The organism is Stenotrophomonas sp. yr243, from assembly GCF_900184195.1.
Lineage (GTDB): Bacteria > Pseudomonadota > Gammaproteobacteria > Xanthomonadales > Xanthomonadaceae > Stenotrophomonas > Stenotrophomonas lactitubi.
The window spans coordinates 360,733-375,783 of sequence record NZ_FXWT01000001.1; the positions used below are offsets into that span (position 1 = coordinate 360,733).

Here is a 15,051-nt window from a genome sequence, read left to right on the forward strand (position 1 = left end):
TGACACGGGCTTCCCTGGTAGCGTCAGGCCATGCCCGGCGAATGCCGCAATCAATGCGAAGACAAATACACCGCATCGGCCGGCGCCGGCGGCAACGCAAAACTTCGCCGCATGCGCGCCACCTCGGCCGCCGGCGGCAACCCGAACAGGCGCTTGAACTCCCGATTGAACTGCGACGGGCTGGCGTACCCCACCGCCAGCGATGCCGCCTCCGCCGTCATGCCCTGCCGCAGCATCAGCAGCCGCGCCTGGTGCAGCCGCGTGGACTTCACGTACTGCATCGGCGAGGTACCGGTAATGCTGCGGAAGTGATCATGGAACGTGGCCACGCTCATCTCCGCCTGCGCTGCCAGCGCCTCAACATCCAGCGCCGTCGAATAGGCCGCATGGATATACCGCAGGACCTTGCCGATGCGGCCGAAGCGCCCGCGCATGGCCAGCGCCTCGCGCATCGCCCCGCCCTGTGCACCGGTCAGCACCCTGAAATACAGCTCGCGCACCAGCGAGGGGCCCAACACGTCTGCCTCCAACGGATCGGCCAGCGCTTCCAGCAAGCGCAGCACCGTGGCCTGCATCGCGCCCTGCATCGGGCTGGACATCATGCTCTGTGCGGGCACTTCAGTGCTGGCGGCGCGCTCGCCCAGTTCAATCAGCAGATCCGCCGCCAGCTGCAGGTCCAGATGCAGGTAGATCGCCAGCAGCGGTGCCTCCGCCGTGGCCTCGGTTTCCATGGTGAACGGCACCGGCACCGACACCGCCAGGTAGTGCTGCGCGTCGTACTGGTAGACCTGCCCGCCCAGATACCCGCGCTTCACGCCCTGGCAGACGATCACGATGCCCGGGTCGTACAGCACCGGCGTGCGCGCCAGTGGCCGGTTCGAGCGCAGCAGCCGCACACCGGGCACTGCCGTCAGCGTGTAGCCCTCGTCCACGGCCAGCGCCTGCAATAGACCGACCATGCGCGCCTGTGCGGGATGCTGCAGCGGATCATCGGTCAATTGCATCGGGCGCCCCATAGGAATAGGCAAGAACGACCGAATCTTAGGCCTGGGCCTGCCCCGCACTCAACCACTAACGTGCAAGACCCCAGCCACGAGCCCTCAGCCATGACCGTATCCCGCCTCCTCCTCATCACCGGCACCAGCAGCGGCTTCGGCCGCGCCCTGGCCCAGCAGGCCCTGCTGGCCGGCCATCGCGTGGTCGGCACCGTGCGCAGCGAATCCGCCCGTCAGGATTTCGAAGCCCTCGCGCCCGGCCGCGCCTTCGGCCGCCTGTTGGACGTCACCGATGCCGTCGCCATCGATGCACTGGTGGCCACCGTCGAAGCCGACATCGGCGCCATCGACGTGCTGATCAACAATGCCGGCTACGGCCACGAAGGCATCCTCGAAGAATCCACGCTGGACGAGCTGCGCCATCAGTTCGAAGTGAACGTGTTCGGCCCTGCCGCGCTGATCAAGGCCGTGCTGCCGCGCATGCGCGCGCGCCGCCGCGGCCACATCCTCAACATCACCTCCATGGGCGGCTTCATCACCCTGCCCGGCATCGCCTGGTACTGCGGCAGCAAGTTCGCGCTGGAAGGCATCAGCGAGGTGCTGGGCAAGGAAGTTGCGCCGTTCGGCATCCACGTGACCGCTATCGCGCCGGGTTCGTTCCGCACCGATTGGGCCGGTCGTTCGATGGTGCGGGCCTCGCGCAGCATCGGCGACTACGACGCGCTGTTCGACCCGATCCGCCGCGCACGCGAGGAAAAGAGTGGGCATCAGCTGGGCGACCCGATCAAGGCCGCGCAGGCCATGCTGCAGGTGATAGACAGCGATGCACCGCCCAGCCATCTGCTGCTGGGCAGTGACGCCGTGCAACTGGTGCGGGCGAAGCTGGCATCGATGGCTGACAGCATCGACACCTGGGAATACCTCAGCCGCTCAACCGATGGCGCAGCGTCGCGGTAGCGCCGGGCCATGCCCGGCGAGCGACGCGGCCCACGCGGTGGAAGCCGCCGGGCATGGCCCGGCGCTACCTACGCCCCGCTCGCTCAGTCGTCCTGCACCAGCTTGAACTCACGCAGCAGCCCGCCGATCTGGGTCTTGTCCAGCTTGTTCATCAGCAGGTTGCGCAGGAACGCCGGCCCCGGAATGTCCAGCTCCTTGCCATCGCGCAGGCGGCCGGTCGCCGCCAGCAGCGTGCGCACGTCATAGGTGGAATTAAACACCTCCGGCACGCCACGCTCGATGCCCAGCAGGGTGTACACCGCTTCCATCGGCGTGCGCACCGAATACTCGGTGGTGAAGATGCAATCGCGCTGCTTCGATTCGGCGAACTGACCGATGAAGGCGAAGTTCACCGCGCCCTCCGGCACCACGTCCGGGCGGTCACCGGCCTGGCGCGGCATGAAGAACGCGGTGATGTACGGCATCATCACCGGCACCGTCTTCGCACCGGTCGCTGCCAATTCGTCAATCTCCTCCACCGGCACGCCCAGGTGGTACAGCCACTCGCGGGTGATCTCCTCACCCGTGCAGTCCTGCATCGGCTTGTTCACGTAATCGCCGGGCGTATCCACGAACAGCGAATACACCCACACCACGATCTGGTCCTTCGGCTGGTTCTTGAAGTGCGGCTGGCGGTTCACCGTCCAGCTCATCAGCCAGCGCGAATCGCGCACGCTCACGATGCCGCCGGTCACCACCCTGCCACTGAACGGATCGCGCTTGGCGATCTTCTCGATGTACGCCGGAATGCGCGCGTCCAACGTGGTCACCGTTGCCGATTCCCACTTGGTTTCCGCTATATGCGCGCCGAACACGTCCGGGCGCCCGAACGCCACATCCTTGGCCGCGATGCGTCGCCACAGGTCCCACGCCGGTGCCGGGCCTTCATCCAAGCGCGCAGCGGTGTGGTGGTCGCCGTTGTCGGAATTCTCGGTGAGCGAGCCGATCGTCATGAACAGCAGATCGTCCGCGCCCAGGTCCATGCCACCGGCCTGGCCATCCCGCGTCCAGTGGATGCGCGTGGCCTGCTTGCGCCCTTCCTGCAGCGCGAAGTCCACATCGGTCACCTCGGTGCCGTACTGGAACTGCACACCGCGCTCCTGCAGCCACTTCACCAGCGGCAGCACCAGCGATTCGTACTGGTTGTACTTGGTGAACTTCAGCGCAGAGAAGTCCGGCAGCCCGCCGATATGGTGGATGAAGCGATGCAGGTACAGCTTCATCTCCAGCGCCGAATGCCATTCCTCGAACGCGAACATCGTGCGCCAGTACAGCCAGAAATTGCTGTCCAGGAAATCGCGGCCCAGCACTTCATTGATGCGCTTGTTCTCCATTTCCTGCCGGGTAGCCAGGAACAGCGCGATGATGTCCTTCTGTGCCTGCTCGCTCAGGGTGAACAGGCCATCCGTATGCGCGTCCTCGCCCCGGTTGACGGTGGCACGCTGCAGCGAATAGTTCGGGTCATCCTTGTTCAACCAGTAGAACTCGTCCAGCACGCTGGCATCGTCGACTTCCAGCGACGGAATCGAACGGAACAGGTCCCACAGGCACTCGAAATGGTCTTCCATCTCGCGGCCGCCGCGGATCACGAAACCCTTCTCCGGCACCTTCAGGCCATCCAGCGCGCCACCGGCAATCTGCTGCTGCTCCAGGATGGTGATGCGCTCGCCGGGCATGCGCCCATCGCGCACCAGGAACGCCGCACCGGCCAGCGAGGCCAGGCCCGAACCCACGAACCACGCCGTCTTGTTGTCCACGCCCGCCGGCTTGCGCGGGCGCGCGAAGGCCTCGTAGTTGCCACTGCTGTAGTACATGCGCGTCTCCTTCCTGGATGGGTATGCCCACTCTAGCGCTGAACCGATGTACCGCATCCTGCAGAGAGGCTGCGACGCAGTGACGCAGCTACCTCACAGGCGGCGACCCAACACCTGTCCCGGCCAACCATCCACATTGAAGGTCGACAACCTTTCGTAACCACACGATTCGTAGAAGCGCACCAGCTCACCACTGCCACCGCCATAGCAATCAACGCGCAGATAATCCAATCCCGCCGCGCGTGCCTGCTCGTCGGCGAACGCCATCAAGCGACGGCCGATGCCCCGCACCCGCGCATCGCGCGAAGCAATCAGCACGCGTACGTACAGCTCTGGCTCGGTTGCCGCAGGCACATACGGCATCGCCTCGCCCAACGCCAGGAATGCACGCACCTCGCCCTGCGCGGTTTCCGCCACCCACGCACCGGGCAGTGCGCAGGCATCGGTCACCTGGGTGATGCGGCGTGGAATGGATGACCACGCCTCGGTGCCCCACTGCTGCGGATTGCCGATGGCCACGAACCACGCAATCACCTCATCGAACAAGCCCAGCACCGCAGGCGCATCGGCCACACTGGCGCGACGGATCGTCAGCGCCTCTCTTCCTGCATCAGTCACGCGTTGTGCTCCTTTCATTCAACGAACCCGAACGACTGCAATCACCCGGCTCCGCTCAGAATGCCGCCGCGCAGCCGCCATCACCATGGCCAAAAGTCCATTGCGCGCCGCTAACCGGTAGTGCCGGCCGCTGGCCGGCAACTGCAATCTCCCAACCCCACCCTGGTTGCCGGCCAGCGGCCGGCACTACCTCGGTTGGAAATCCATGGACCACAGTTGACATGCAGGCATTTGCCTGCCTATAGTGATCCCACGGACGGCACCCGCCGCCCACCGTGGAGCCGCAGTCATGGTGGATATCGCAGACAGAGTTGGCATCAAAGCCACTGCAGCACCAAATGGGCCATTTTCCTGATGAGCCTGAAATCCCTGCTGGAAATCGGGCGCGGCCAGCCCAGCCCGCACGACATCAAGATCGACAACTGGAACTGAAGGCCCCCATGGATGCAGACAAGGTGTTCAAGGCACTGGCCGACCCCACACGCCGCACGCTGTTGGACCTGCTGTGCGAGCGCAACGGGCAGACACTCGGGCAGCTCTGCGAGCACCTGCAGATGGCCCGGCAATCGGTCACCCAGCACCTGGGCCTGCTGGAAGACGCCAACCTGATCAGCACCGTCAGGCGCGGCCGCGAGAAGCTGCACTTCATCAACCCGGTGCCGCTGCACGACGTCTATACGCGCTGGGTAAGCAAGTTCGAACAGCAGCGCTTGAGCCTGCTGCATGACCTCAAACAGGAACTGGAAGGACAATGACGATGAGCACTGAATCCACCCGTTTCATCCACGTGATCTATATCGCCTCCACACCGCAGAAGGTGTTCGAGGCCATCACCCGGCCGGAGATTGCCCGCACCTACTGGGGGCATGAAAACGTATCGGACTGGACACCCGGCTCGCGCTGGCAGCACGTGCGCGCCAATGACGAACGCAAGGTCGAACTGATGGGCGACGTGGTGGAAAACACCCCACCCTCACGGCTGGTGATCACCTGGGCCGCCGCCTCGCAGGCGGACAACCCGAAGGCCTACAGCCGGGTGACGTTCGAGATCGTGCCGTATGAGGACATGGTCAAGCTGACGGTGACCCATGACGAGCTGGAACCGGGCAGCGGCATGGATACCGGCATCCGCCAGGGCTGGCCGATCGTGCTCTCGAGCCTGAAGTCGTTGCTGGAAACCGGCAAAGGCCTGGACGTCTTCGCCAAACCCCAGTAGTGCCAGCCCATGGCTGGCAACCCTACCCCGGCCCCCAACCGACCCGTGAAGGAGCCTTGATTCCGCTGAACGACGCATGCAACGCGTGTTGGCCGCTCACCCGTCAAGCACGCGTTGCACCACGTCAACACGGCATCATTGCGTCGCAGTCTAAATACCCTTCCACAGGTTCCTCTTGCAGCCCTCTCCCCCTTCGGCCGGTGAACCGGCCCCGTCGTCGCCGGCCTTCATTGAAGTTGTTGTTGTGCGGGCCGGTACCCACCTGTTTGCCATCGATGTCGAAGCCGCGATTGAAATCCGCGGCCCGGAAACCTTTGATCGCCCCGGCAGTGGCGCGCGCCCGCACCTCACCGTGCGCGGCCACGCCCTGCCGGTGGTCGACCTGCGTCAGGCCATCGGCTTGAGCGCGTTCGCCCACGGCGGCCCGGCCATGCTGCTGATGCAGGCCGGCGCGGAGCCCTTCGCCTTGGCCGTCGATGAAGTGCAGGACATCGAAAGCGTGCCACGCCACAAGGTGCGGCCCGCCGCGGATACGCCGTTCGGGTTCTACAGTCATCGCATCGCGCTGGATGCCCTGGGCGAGATTCCCCTGATCGATCCCAGCCGGCTTCGATAACGCCGAACCATCGCACCGACCTCCCGATAACACCGGACCCCACACCGATCTCCCGGTAGCGCCGGGCCATGCCCGGCGGGCAGCCGGCCAGCTAGCGCGCCGTCCAGCCCCCATCCACCGGCAGCGCCGTGCCCGTAATCTGAGCCGCAGCATCCGAGGCCAGGAACACCACCATCTCCCCCAGCTGCTCGGGTGTCACGAACTGCAACGACGGCTGCTTCTCGGCCAGCAGCGCGCGAGCGGCGGACTCCTGATCCGTTCCCTCGCGCTCAGCCAATGCTGTGATCTGCTGCTCGACCAGCGCCGTTCGCACCCACCCCGGGCAGATGGCGTTGGCGGTGATGCCCGTGCCCGCGTTCTCCAGCGCCGTTACCTTGGTGAACCCCACCACGCCGTGCTTCGCCGCCACATAGGCAGACTTGTTCACCGACCCAACCAGTCCATGCACCGACGCGATGTTGATGATGCGGCCGGCACCCTGCTGCTTCATGTAAGGCAAGGCCGCCGCCGTTGAGTGGAACACCGCCGAGAGATTCAGCGCGAGGATCGCATCCCACTTTTCGACAGGGAATTCCTCGATCGACGCGGTGTGCTGGATGCCCGCGTTGTTCACCAGAATGTCGATGCGTCCCATCGTCGCAACGGCGTGGTCGATCATCTCGCGCACCGCATGGCCACGCGAAAGGTCGGCGCCATCGTGCGCCACCCGTATACCAAACTCGGTTTCCAAGCTGGAACGGATGCGTTCGATCTCCGCCGCATCGCCAAATCCATTCAACACGATGTCGGCGCCTTGCCGCGCCAGCGCGGTGGCAATGCCAAGACCGATACCGCTGGTGGAGCCGGTAACTACCGCGACTTTTCCATTGAACATGGGCGAGCTTCCATCGGGCGTAGGTGACCAGTGTAGCTCCGTAGATCCACGCCATGCGTGGATACTCTCCCTCAACGCCACCTACCCCAATGATCCCGCTCAAGGCGGCCGGCAACTTACCCAGCCGATGTCGTAAATGACATTGGACCCAGCGAGTCATGTGCGGATACTCTCGAATCCGCATGGATCTGCAGAAAAGGTGAAAGTCGTGGCCCCCTCTTCCCCTCCCGTTCCAGCAAAACTCCGGGAAATGCTTAAAGACTATCCGGAGCATATCGAACGGCTGCAGGAGGCTCTCAACTCGGTAGAGCACAGAAGAATCAAGTCCGACCCGCCTTTTGAGACAGCGGTATGGCTATTGGAGGACTGCCTTGATGGCTTTATCAGCGAAGCCCGCATTCACCTGGCCGCCGTTGAGGCATCGTGCGAAGCTCGATCTATTGCGAAAGCAGATGAGAAGTTCAAACTGATGTTCCGGGCGCGCTCCGGCAACGGGGGAATGAAGGGCCTCCATGAGCTTTACGAGTACTTTCAAGTCAACCCCTGAGAGATCTGACCACTCCTCTGATGCCCAGCAGGACCTGGGTGGCGTTGAACTCATACCTGCAAGTGCAGATACTCATGAAAACGTGTCAAACCGCTGACCAGGTGAAACCCATGCCTCATTCCCCTCCCCCGGTACCGACAAAGCTCCTTGAGTTGCTCAAGGACTATCCGGATCACATCGAACAACTGCAGAGGGCTCTCATTTCAGTGAGCGACGGGCGGCAGAGTTACGCCCCCCCCTTTGAGGCCGCAGTCTGGCTGTTGGAGGACTGTCTTAGTGCATTCAAGAGTGAAGCGCGCGCTGAAATTGATGCCGCTGTGGCATCAGGCGATCCGCAAGCCATCGAACGAGCCAAAGAAAAGGAACGACTGATGTCATTTGCCAGGTCCAGCAACATTGGCCTAGCCAATCTCAGTGAGCTGCGCGCCTACTTTGAAGCCAGTATGAGGTAACGCTGATGGCCTCCATGGACGGTCAATTGCCAGCAGATGTGCACCAGTCGGCTCTTCGGGAAAAGATCATTCCCGAGAGTGGCTTGAGTCACCACACCTCACAGACAACACCGAAGGCCATCCTCCTCGCAGGACAGCCTGGCTCAGGAAAAAGCACACTTAAGGACTTCGGCAAAGCGGACCTTGGCGGAAATGTAGTTGTCGTGGATCCCGACGAGCTACGCGATGCGTATCCAGGTGTAGAGCGACTGTATGAGCGGCACCCATACACCTGGGCCGGTCATACCCACGAGGACGCCAGCCAATGGGCCAAAGAATTGCGCTCCGCAGCAGTTGAGGGTCGTAGGAATCTCATCCTCGATACCACGCTCGGCAACGGTGATAGCGCGATCAAACTGATAAAAGGCCTTCAGGCCAAAGGCTACGATGTTGAGATTCGAGGCGTCGTCGCACACCGACTGGAAAGCGAGTTGGGCGTCGAAGGTCGCTTTACCAAATCCATGGATCGCAATGGCTTTGGCCGCTACGTCCCCGAGGACGTGCGCAAACACGTCTACGAAGCCTTGCCCGGCAATCTGGACAAGGTCCAGGCCGAGACCGGCATCCAGATTCGGCTCTACGGACGCGAAGGCGCTCAGGTCTACGACAGCCAGAACGACGCCCGCCTACCGGGCGCAGCACTGGAAGCCGAACGCGAAGCTCGGCTGAAAGACCCTCGAATCACCCAAGCAGTGCGCGATGGCTGGCGCACACAAGGGCGCTGGCACGCCGAACTTGCGAACACCCTGCCCTACAACGACAAGGTCAGCCCACCAACAGCGGCAGCCGTTTTCGATGAGCGCGCGGCACTCAAGGTTGTTGAAGCCAATGCGTCCAACTTCCGCCAAGCGCAAACCATTGACCACACCATCCGCGTCCGTCCAAACATGGTGCGGGGCGCCGTCATCGGCGGTGCCGCAGCAACTGTCGTTGAAGCAGCCACGGCAGGGACAAAGATTGCCGACCTGTACGCGCGCGACAACCGCACAGGCGCGGAAGCCGCAATATTGGACTTCGGCGTACGCAGTGTCGGCGCTTGGACCGGCGCGGTGGTTGGCGCCAAGGCCGGCACACTGTTGGGCATCGAGTCGGCCCCCGGAGCGATTGTCACCGGCATCATCGGTGCCGGGTTGGGTGCTTGGGGTAGCAGTGAGATCGTCGAATGGATCGAGAAATACCAGATCAACAACCAAACCGACGGCACCGGCAGAGTCTGGACGTTTGATCCCGGCCATCCTGAGAAGGGCTGGACACACAGCGAACGGGAAATCATAGGCACCGTCGGCACCTTGGCCGATCGCCCGATCTACGGCCCGACTACGCTGCTGACGGCCGATGCCGAATTGACACAGCGACTGAACTACCAAGCCTCAAGCTTGGCCGTTGGCCTGCGGATGCGGGAGCCTGATCAACCGATAAATCCTTTCAGCATTGCCGGCGACGCCACCGACACACCCAGCGCACTGCCGCGCTCCTGGGAGCGCAGTCCGGAAACCGGCGAATGGCGACGTGAGGTCGTCCATCAAGTCCTTGAGCACGGCATCAAGAACACGACGGTGGAAGTAGCCGATGCCGCCAAGGCGGCCCATCTCGATGAGACCGCTCAAGGCATCATGGCCTTCAACGCCGCCCGGAGTTCAGCCGCCTTCGCCAAGCAGTACGAGCAGGTATACACCACGCAAAGCTGGTCCCAGTACGGCGAGATTCCGGAGGAGGTGGTCTTCGCCCGGAACCATCCCGATCACGTTCTGGCATCCGATGGGCGCACCTATGAACGCCAGCACGATGGCGAATGGCTGCATGACGGTTGGATCTACGATTCGCTGGCCGAGGGCAACATCCGCGACGAGTTGAACGGCACCTACCCGCAGATCCGGGCGATCCAGCAGCAGGAGGCTCCCACACCCGGCTCCCATGAGCGACGTATTGAAGCCCTGACCGCAAACGAGCGCGATGCCTACGATCAGGCCACGCAGGAAGCGAACCGGCTGGGCGTCGCGGCTCCTCAGGCGCAGCAACTGGCCGCCGCAGCGGTAGCCGAGGTGCGCGGCGAACACGCCGATGAGCGCCTGACGCTGCAGGCAGTAGTCGATGCGCACGCCGAGGAGCGAGCTGCGCCGGCGCCCAGCGCATCACCTCTGGTGCAGGAGCACCGCACTCCTGCGCCTGCAGCACCGACTCCGTCGGTTCGTGCCGAATCGGCACAGGAACCGGCGCGCCCGGAAGGGCCACGACCCGAGCCAACCGCAGCTGAAGCGCCCCAAACACAGGACGATTCGAGCGAGCAGAAAGCACGCGCGGATGCCGACTCTTCTGCCCACCAGACGCCGTCTGCACCCGTGCCATCACCTGGCGTTCCTGCGGCTGAGCAATCTCGCGCTCAACCCGAAGCGAGGGCGTTGCTTACGCCAGGCGTCGAGCGCCCCGTGCCCGTGCAGGATCCCGTTGCGACTCACGCCCACTCCCCGGCCCCGGCGAACCAGACCGAAGTGGCCGACGCCGCGCCAGTGACTGCTCGCCTCCACGAAACCGACCCAAAGCCGGCGCCGATCCAGCCCGAGTCAGAAGTTCCAGCCAGCCGCACCGCAGCCGAGCCAGCTACGCCCCCGCTGTCTACAGAATCCACGCCCAAGGTCTCGGGGCACGAGCCTCCTTACACTCCACCACCCGTGGAAGCACAGGCAGCTCAACCCTCAAGCGCAACAGCCTCGCGAGTACCAGAAGTACGGCCCGCACCCCTGCTACCCACCCAGCCTGAGCATCCCGATCACGCCCTCTACCAGCAGGTACGCGCAGGCGTGGCAACGTTGGATGCAAAGCACGGTCGCACCTTCGACGACGCCAGCGAGCGCATGACCGCCAGCCTGCTGGTGCTGGCCAAAGACAACGACCTGGGACGCGTCGACCACGTACTGCTGAGCAACGCGACCGCAGACAAGCCCGCCGGTCACACCCTGTTTGTGGTCCAGGGCGAGCCCAGCGACCCCGCACACCAGCGCGCCGCAATACCCACCGAGCTGGCCGCACAGACCTCGGTTGAAGAATCAATGCAGCAGTTCGACGCGGTCAGCCGCGAAGCGCAGCAACGCGCCATCGCCAACCAACTGGAACAGCAACTGGAAGATCAGCGCGTACAGCAGGATATCCAGATCCGCGCCGCCAGCATGGGCTGAGCGAATCTACTGCGTAGCGCTGTCTCAGTAGATCCACGCCACGCGTGGATGCTCCCCCTCAACGCCCCATCACTTCCAATGATCCGGCCCCAAAAACGGCAGGCTCAGCACAAACACCGGAACCGCCACAGGCACCAACGCAGCCCCCAGCACCTTCCCGGCCGCCGTCCCAACGCCCGGCTTGTCCGTATCGTCCGGCCGGATCCGCTCAGCCCGCGCGGTAATCGACTGCGGCAGCTTCGCCTTCGCGGCCAGCGCAGCGGCATCCGGCAACTTCACCCGCTCGCCATCACTCTCGAACAGCGCGCTGTAATAGCTGCCGCCCTGCCTGGAAAGATTGCAGTCCGGGTTGGCCGCCAGCTCGTAGCGACTCCGCGCTTCAAGGATGTACGGCCGGCGTGTCAACCGATCGATCGCCTTGGCCACCCGTGGGCTGATCTCCAACCGCTCCAGCTTGAACTGCGCCGCCTGTTCCGGCGTCACCTGCTCCGGCCGCAGCAGCAGCGCGTAGCTGCCATGCACCTTGGTCCTGTCGGCCGGCACGCGCCAGTCCTCACGGAAGTACAGCTGCGCGCAGACCACGGCCTCGCGCAACGGGCTGTCCATCAGGGCGCGGTAATCACGGAACGGCGCGGCATCGAAGCGCATCGGCTCGTCATAGACCGGCAGCAGGTACAGCTTGCCGTCATCGGCCACGAACGCGCCGGTAATCTCGCGACTGTAATGGTGGTAGTCCGGCCCACTGGCGCAGCCAGACAGCAGGCCAAGGCACAGGGCGGAGAGAATGAAGCGGATGGACGTTCGCATGTCGTAGTGATTGGCTTCCCTGGAAAACCGACCTCGCCCCAAAGGACGAAGCCGGTCCACCATGGTGCCATGGCGCAGCATGCGATGAAGAAACCGACTTACTTCAACCGCTCCACCAACCGCTGCCCCACCTCCAGCGCCGACGCTGGGTTCTGCCCGGTAATCAGCTCACGGTCCACCACCACATGCCCGGTCCACGGCGTAGTGTTGCTGGTGAACCGCGCCCCCGCCCGCTGCAGCGCGGTCTGCGGGTAGAACTTCATCTCACCGCCGCCCAGCAGCGGCTTGGCCTGCTCTTCTTCTTGGTTGCTGATCACCGTCATCTGGTAGCCGCTGTAGATCCACTTCGGCGTGGCCGGCAACGCACCGGCCTCCAGCTTCGCCACGAAACCATCTGCATCCGGCAGCGTGGACAGCAGCGCGATCGGCCCGTGGCAGACCAGCGCGGTGGTCTTGTTGCGCTGGTGGAAGTCAGCCAGCAGCCGGCCCAGCGCCGGGCTCTTCAGCAGGTCCTGCATCGGCGCGTGGCCACCGGGAATGTAGACCGCATCGAAACGCGCATAGCCCTGCTGCTCGATATGCGACAGGCTGACCACCGGCGCCGCTGTCGGCGAGGTCAGCGCCAGCTTCTCCAGCAGGTCTTTGTGCAGTTTCAGCTGCGCGGCATCGTTGCCGAAATACGCCGCCGTCACCGAGGACGCGTCCACCGTCGGCGCCCGCCCCTGCGGCGTGGCGAAGGTCACCTCGTGGCCTGCGTCCAACAGCAGCTTGACCGGCTGCATCAGCTCGTTGAGATAGAAGCCGGTGGACAGCACCTTGCCGTCCTTCAGGTCCAGGTGGTTTTCGTCGGACAGCACCACCAGCACGTTGGCGGCATGCGCGCCGGTCGCGGCCAGGGTCAGGGCCAGCGCTGCGGCCAGCCGGGTCATCAGGTTCATGGGGAGCTCCTATCGGGGAATGGCCGCCACTTTATTCATCGCCCCAGCGGCGATAAATTGGCCCCGTCGCAAAACATCTGTTCCCCGGAGAGCCAAATGAGCCGCAAGTTCGACTACCTGGGCGACGTGGAGGTGTTCCTGGCGGTGGTCGAGCACGGCTCGTTCACCGCCGGCGCGGTGGCGCTGTCCACCACGCCCTCGGTGCTGAGCCGCGCGGTCACCCGTCTGGAAGCGCGGCTGGGCCGGCAGCTGCTGCAGCGGACCACCCGCCGCGTGGGCCTGACCGACGCCGGGCGGCTCTACCGGGAACAGGTGCGCACCGCCTTCGGCCTGCTGGACGCCGCCGAGCGCGACGTACTGGCTCAGGACGGTGCGCTGGCCGGCCGCGTGCGCCTGAGCGTGCCCACCACCTATGGCCACTACCGGCTGCCGCCCGTGCTGGCGCGCTTTGCGCAGCAGTACCCGCAGGTGCAGGTGGAACTGAACATCACCAACCGCAACGTGGACCTGGTGGCGGAGGGCTTCGACCTGGCCATCCGCCTGGGCCAGCTGCCGGACAGTGGGCTGGTGGCGCGCAAGCTGGAAGACGCCCCACTGCTGCTGGTGGCCGCGCCGGACTACCTGCAACGCCGCGGCACGCCGCAGACGCTGGACGACCTGCAGCAGCACCTGTGCCTGCCCTTCGTGATGCCGCGTACTGGGCGACTGGCGCCGTGGATCTTCCGCGACGGCGGGCGCGACGTGGACTGGCTGCCGCGTTCGTCCATCGAGACCTCCGACGATGTGCTGGGCGTGGTGTCGCTGGCCGAACAGGGCATCGGCATCTGCCAGAGCTATGCGTTCATCGTGCGCGAGCGGTTGATGCGTGGGGAGCTGGTGGAGGTGCTGCCGCAGCTGCGCGGGAGATCGCGCCCGTTCTCGGTGATCTATGCGCCGCATCGGCGGCAGTCGGCGGCGGCGCGGGCGATGATTGAGTTGCTGGTGGGGAATGCGGCGGTCATCGAGGACGGCGTTGGTTGAGATCTCTGATACTCCCTAGCGATGTCGGGTTTGAACCGAATTTCGGACTGGGCGGCTGATCGAGCAGCGTTGCCATTCGCTATGGACTAGGAACTGTTGTAAAGAAAGCCATCGCACTATTCGCTTGCAGCAAAGGCGATTGCGCCACTTTGATTCGCAATCAACATAGCGGCTGCACGAATGCGTCTTGTGGCGTCGCGTGCTGCACGAAGGGCGCGTGCAACAATAGATCTTCGCTCTCGAATCGCGCGATTTCTTCGCAAATTTCTATTGGCATTCGAAGCGGCAGCGTAAACACCATGGCGCGCCACCGACAACGGGTGGCCGGGTCTGCAAACCCGAACTGTTAGTTGTTTACGCTTACCCGTCGGCACCGCCCTTAACCGGTGCCGGCGGGTAATCCGTCGGCCTTTATGGCGGGCGGTGCGTGGGGGTCTTCGGGCCCGCCGGGTACTGACAACTGACGTCCGGTTTGCAGCCACGCATCGTCCGCCACCCCGCTTACGCGGTGGCGCTGTTAAGCACAGCCCAGGAAACCGACGCCATGAGCGAATCCGAGACCTTCTCCTCGTACGACGCTGTTGAGCCCATCAACGACGACACCCCGCTGCCCGACCTGAACACCTTCTTGGGCATCCTCAAGCGCATGCGCGGGTGTGAGGGCGCCGACGGACTGCCCTGGCCGGAGAACGACGTATCACCCGGTCGCCGCGTGAGCCTGGCAAGAACCGAGCGCGCATTGGTGGGGCTGCTAACGGTGCTGGAGGTGCTGCATTCGGCGGACCGCTGCCGGGTGGCAGCGGAGCCAGAGCGGCATCTGGATGAGGGAGTTGTTGATGGGCTGTTTCTGGCTTGCCGGGGGTTGTGTGAGTGGGCTTGTCGGGAGGTTAGGCCGGAGTGAGATCCGAGCCCTTCAAGATCAATCCAGTCACCGATAGAGATCAGC

15 protein-coding genes are annotated in these 15,051 nt (G+C 64.1%); 9 read left to right on the forward strand and 6 right to left on the reverse strand.

Translation table 11 applies throughout. From position 1 onward, the window contains the following. Window positions 1-50 precede the first annotated feature (50 nt). On the reverse strand, window positions 51-1,004 hold the full coding sequence (locus QOL57_RS01700; RefSeq protein ID WP_198512181.1) for an AraC family transcriptional regulator: 954 nt from the start codon (window positions 1,002-1,004) through the stop codon (window positions 51-53). Between the two features lie 102 nt (window positions 1,005-1,106). Here QOL57_RS01700 and QOL57_RS01705 point away from each other — a divergent pair, with 102 nt between their 5' ends. Beyond that, window positions 1,107-1,952 carry an oxidoreductase gene (locus QOL57_RS01705; RefSeq protein ID WP_089240584.1) on the forward strand — a complete coding sequence of 282 codons (846 nt, stop codon included), beginning with the start codon at window positions 1,107-1,109 and terminating at the stop codon, window positions 1,950-1,952. A gap of 83 nt (window positions 1,953-2,035) precedes the next feature. Here QOL57_RS01705 and QOL57_RS01710 read toward each other — a convergent pair whose 3' ends face one another. Together QOL57_RS01710 and QOL57_RS01715 are read right to left on the reverse strand one after the other, a co-directional pair. Further along, window positions 2,036-3,805 carry an oleate hydratase gene (locus tag QOL57_RS01710; RefSeq protein WP_089240582.1) on the reverse strand — a complete coding sequence of 590 codons (1,770 nt, stop codon included), beginning with the start codon at window positions 3,803-3,805 and terminating at the stop codon, window positions 2,036-2,038. A 93-nt stretch (window positions 3,806-3,898) separates the two neighbouring features. After that, complete coding sequence (locus QOL57_RS01715; RefSeq protein WP_089240580.1) at window positions 3,899-4,423, reverse strand: GNAT family N-acetyltransferase; 525 nt, start codon at window positions 4,421-4,423, stop codon at window positions 3,899-3,901. 440 nt (window positions 4,424-4,863) lie between these two features. Between QOL57_RS01715 and QOL57_RS01720 the strand changes: the two genes are divergently transcribed. The 3 genes from QOL57_RS01720 (at window position 4,864) to QOL57_RS01730 (ending at window position 6,255) form a co-directional block, all read left to right on the forward strand. Then, on the forward strand, window positions 4,864-5,178 hold the full coding sequence (locus QOL57_RS01720; protein WP_032976138.1) for a metalloregulator ArsR/SmtB family transcription factor: 315 nt from the start codon (window positions 4,864-4,866) through the stop codon (window positions 5,176-5,178). A 2-nt stretch (window positions 5,179-5,180) separates the two neighbouring features. Further along, entirely contained in the window at window positions 5,181-5,639 is a 459-nt protein-coding gene (locus QOL57_RS01725; RefSeq protein WP_089240578.1) for an SRPBCC family protein, read from the forward strand. A 175-nt stretch (window positions 5,640-5,814) separates the two neighbouring features. Further along, window positions 5,815-6,255 (forward strand): chemotaxis protein CheW, encoded by a 441-nt coding sequence (locus QOL57_RS01730; RefSeq protein ID WP_089240576.1) that lies wholly within the window; start codon window positions 5,815-5,817, stop codon window positions 6,253-6,255. 91 nt (window positions 6,256-6,346) lie between these two features. Here the strand turns inward: QOL57_RS01730 and QOL57_RS01735 are convergent, their stop codons facing one another. After that, the gene (locus QOL57_RS01735; protein ID WP_089240574.1) at window positions 6,347-7,129 is read right to left on the reverse strand and encodes a 3-hydroxybutyrate dehydrogenase; all 783 of its coding nucleotides are present in this window, start codon (window positions 7,127-7,129) and stop codon (window positions 6,347-6,349) included. Window positions 7,130-7,337: 208 nt separating this feature from the next. Here QOL57_RS01735 and QOL57_RS01740 point away from each other — a divergent pair, with 208 nt between their 5' ends. From QOL57_RS01740 to QOL57_RS01750, 3 genes are all read left to right on the forward strand, one after another. After that, a complete protein-coding gene (locus QOL57_RS01740; RefSeq protein ID WP_230112326.1) occupies window positions 7,338-7,676 on the forward strand; it encodes a hypothetical protein in 339 nt (112 codons plus the stop codon). A 110-nt stretch (window positions 7,677-7,786) separates the two neighbouring features. Next, complete coding sequence (locus tag QOL57_RS01745; protein ID WP_244900797.1) at window positions 7,787-8,128, forward strand: hypothetical protein; 342 nt, start codon at window positions 7,787-7,789, stop codon at window positions 8,126-8,128. A gap of 5 nt (window positions 8,129-8,133) precedes the next feature. Next, entirely contained in the window at window positions 8,134-11,340 is a 3,207-nt protein-coding gene (locus QOL57_RS01750) for a zeta toxin family protein (RefSeq protein ID WP_089240570.1), read from the forward strand. A gap of 69 nt (window positions 11,341-11,409) precedes the next feature. Here QOL57_RS01750 and QOL57_RS01755 read toward each other — a convergent pair whose 3' ends face one another. Next, window positions 11,410-12,147, reverse strand: coding sequence for a hypothetical protein (locus tag QOL57_RS01755; RefSeq protein WP_089240568.1), 738 nt, complete (start codon window positions 12,145-12,147; stop codon window positions 11,410-11,412). Window positions 12,148-12,245: 98 nt separating this feature from the next. After that, on the reverse strand, window positions 12,246-13,085 hold the full coding sequence (locus tag QOL57_RS01760) for a type 1 glutamine amidotransferase domain-containing protein (protein ID WP_089240566.1): 840 nt from the start codon (window positions 13,083-13,085) through the stop codon (window positions 12,246-12,248). 96 nt (window positions 13,086-13,181) lie between these two features. Here QOL57_RS01760 and QOL57_RS01765 point away from each other — a divergent pair, with 96 nt between their 5' ends. Together QOL57_RS01765 and QOL57_RS01770 are read left to right on the forward strand one after the other, a co-directional pair. Beyond that, window positions 13,182-14,105, forward strand: a complete 924-nt coding sequence (locus QOL57_RS01765; protein ID WP_089240564.1) for a LysR family transcriptional regulator — start codon at window positions 13,182-13,184, stop codon at window positions 14,103-14,105. Between the two features lie 544 nt (window positions 14,106-14,649). Then, window positions 14,650-15,006: a hypothetical protein gene (locus QOL57_RS01770; RefSeq protein ID WP_089240562.1), complete on the forward strand. Its 357-nt coding sequence runs from the start codon at window positions 14,650-14,652 to the stop codon at window positions 15,004-15,006. Window positions 15,007-15,051: the final 45 nt, after the last annotated feature.

Bases quoted from the DNA above. Each gene is read 5' to 3' on its own strand.
- QOL57_RS01760 (WP_089240566.1), bottom strand. From the start codon at position 13,085: ATGAACCTGATGACCCGGCTGGCCGCAGCGCTGGCCCTGACCCTGGCC.
- QOL57_RS01755 (WP_089240568.1), bottom strand. From the start codon at position 12,147: ATGCGAACGTCCATCCGCTTCATTCTCTCCGCCCTGTGCCTTGGCCTG.
- QOL57_RS01765 (WP_089240564.1), top strand. From the start codon at position 13,182: ATGAGCCGCAAGTTCGACTACCTGGGCGACGTGGAGGTGTTCCTGGCG.
- QOL57_RS01745 (WP_244900797.1), top strand. From the start codon at position 7,787: ATGCCTCATTCCCCTCCCCCGGTACCGACAAAGCTCCTTGAGTTGCTC.
- QOL57_RS01700 (WP_198512181.1), bottom strand. From the start codon at position 1,004: ATGCAATTGACCGATGATCCGCTGCAGCATCCCGCACAGGCGCGCATG.
- QOL57_RS01720 (WP_032976138.1), top strand. From the start codon at position 4,864: ATGGATGCAGACAAGGTGTTCAAGGCACTGGCCGACCCCACACGCCGC.
- QOL57_RS01735 (WP_089240574.1), bottom strand. From the start codon at position 7,129: ATGTTCAATGGAAAAGTCGCGGTAGTTACCGGCTCCACCAGCGGTATC.
- QOL57_RS01750 (WP_089240570.1), top strand. From the start codon at position 8,134: ATGGCCTCCATGGACGGTCAATTGCCAGCAGATGTGCACCAGTCGGCT.
- QOL57_RS01705 (WP_089240584.1), top strand. From the start codon at position 1,107: ATGACCGTATCCCGCCTCCTCCTCATCACCGGCACCAGCAGCGGCTTC.
- QOL57_RS01725 (WP_089240578.1), top strand. From the start codon at position 5,181: ATGAGCACTGAATCCACCCGTTTCATCCACGTGATCTATATCGCCTCC.
- QOL57_RS01770 (WP_089240562.1), top strand. From the start codon at position 14,650: ATGAGCGAATCCGAGACCTTCTCCTCGTACGACGCTGTTGAGCCCATC.
- QOL57_RS01710 (WP_089240582.1), bottom strand. From the start codon at position 3,805: ATGTACTACAGCAGTGGCAACTACGAGGCCTTCGCGCGCCCGCGCAAG.